Genomic DNA, 232 nt, shown 5'->3' with positions numbered 1-232 from the left:
ACGCTGAAGGCGCCGATAGCGCTGGCCGACGGCAAGGCCGAGGCGCAGCTTGCTGCGGCCTGCGAATTGTTCGCCGATCTGGCCCGGCCAGTGCCCGTGATCCAACCGGTCGTCGATTCGATCAGCGGCTTCATTGCGATCATTCCCGGCGAACCGTCGGCAGATCTCGACCTGCTTGCCGCCCAGGCGACCAGGGCATTCGATTCGTTCCGCGCTCCACTCAGCCCGGAAG

The 232-nt window shown here is 65.9% G+C and carries 1 protein-coding gene; it reads left to right on the top strand.

Annotated elements, in window-relative coordinates; genetic code table 11:
* Positions 1–232: DUF1045 domain-containing protein (locus tag QSV46_RS41185; protein WP_314964561.1), on the top strand; the 232-nt coding region annotated here is incomplete at both ends.

The sequence above is a fragment of the Bradyrhizobium cosmicum genome, from assembly GCF_032290525.1.
In the GTDB taxonomy this organism is placed as follows: domain Bacteria; phylum Pseudomonadota; class Alphaproteobacteria; order Rhizobiales; family Xanthobacteraceae; genus Bradyrhizobium; species Bradyrhizobium cosmicum_A.
This window is presented reverse-complemented; position numbering and strand designations above follow the sequence as displayed.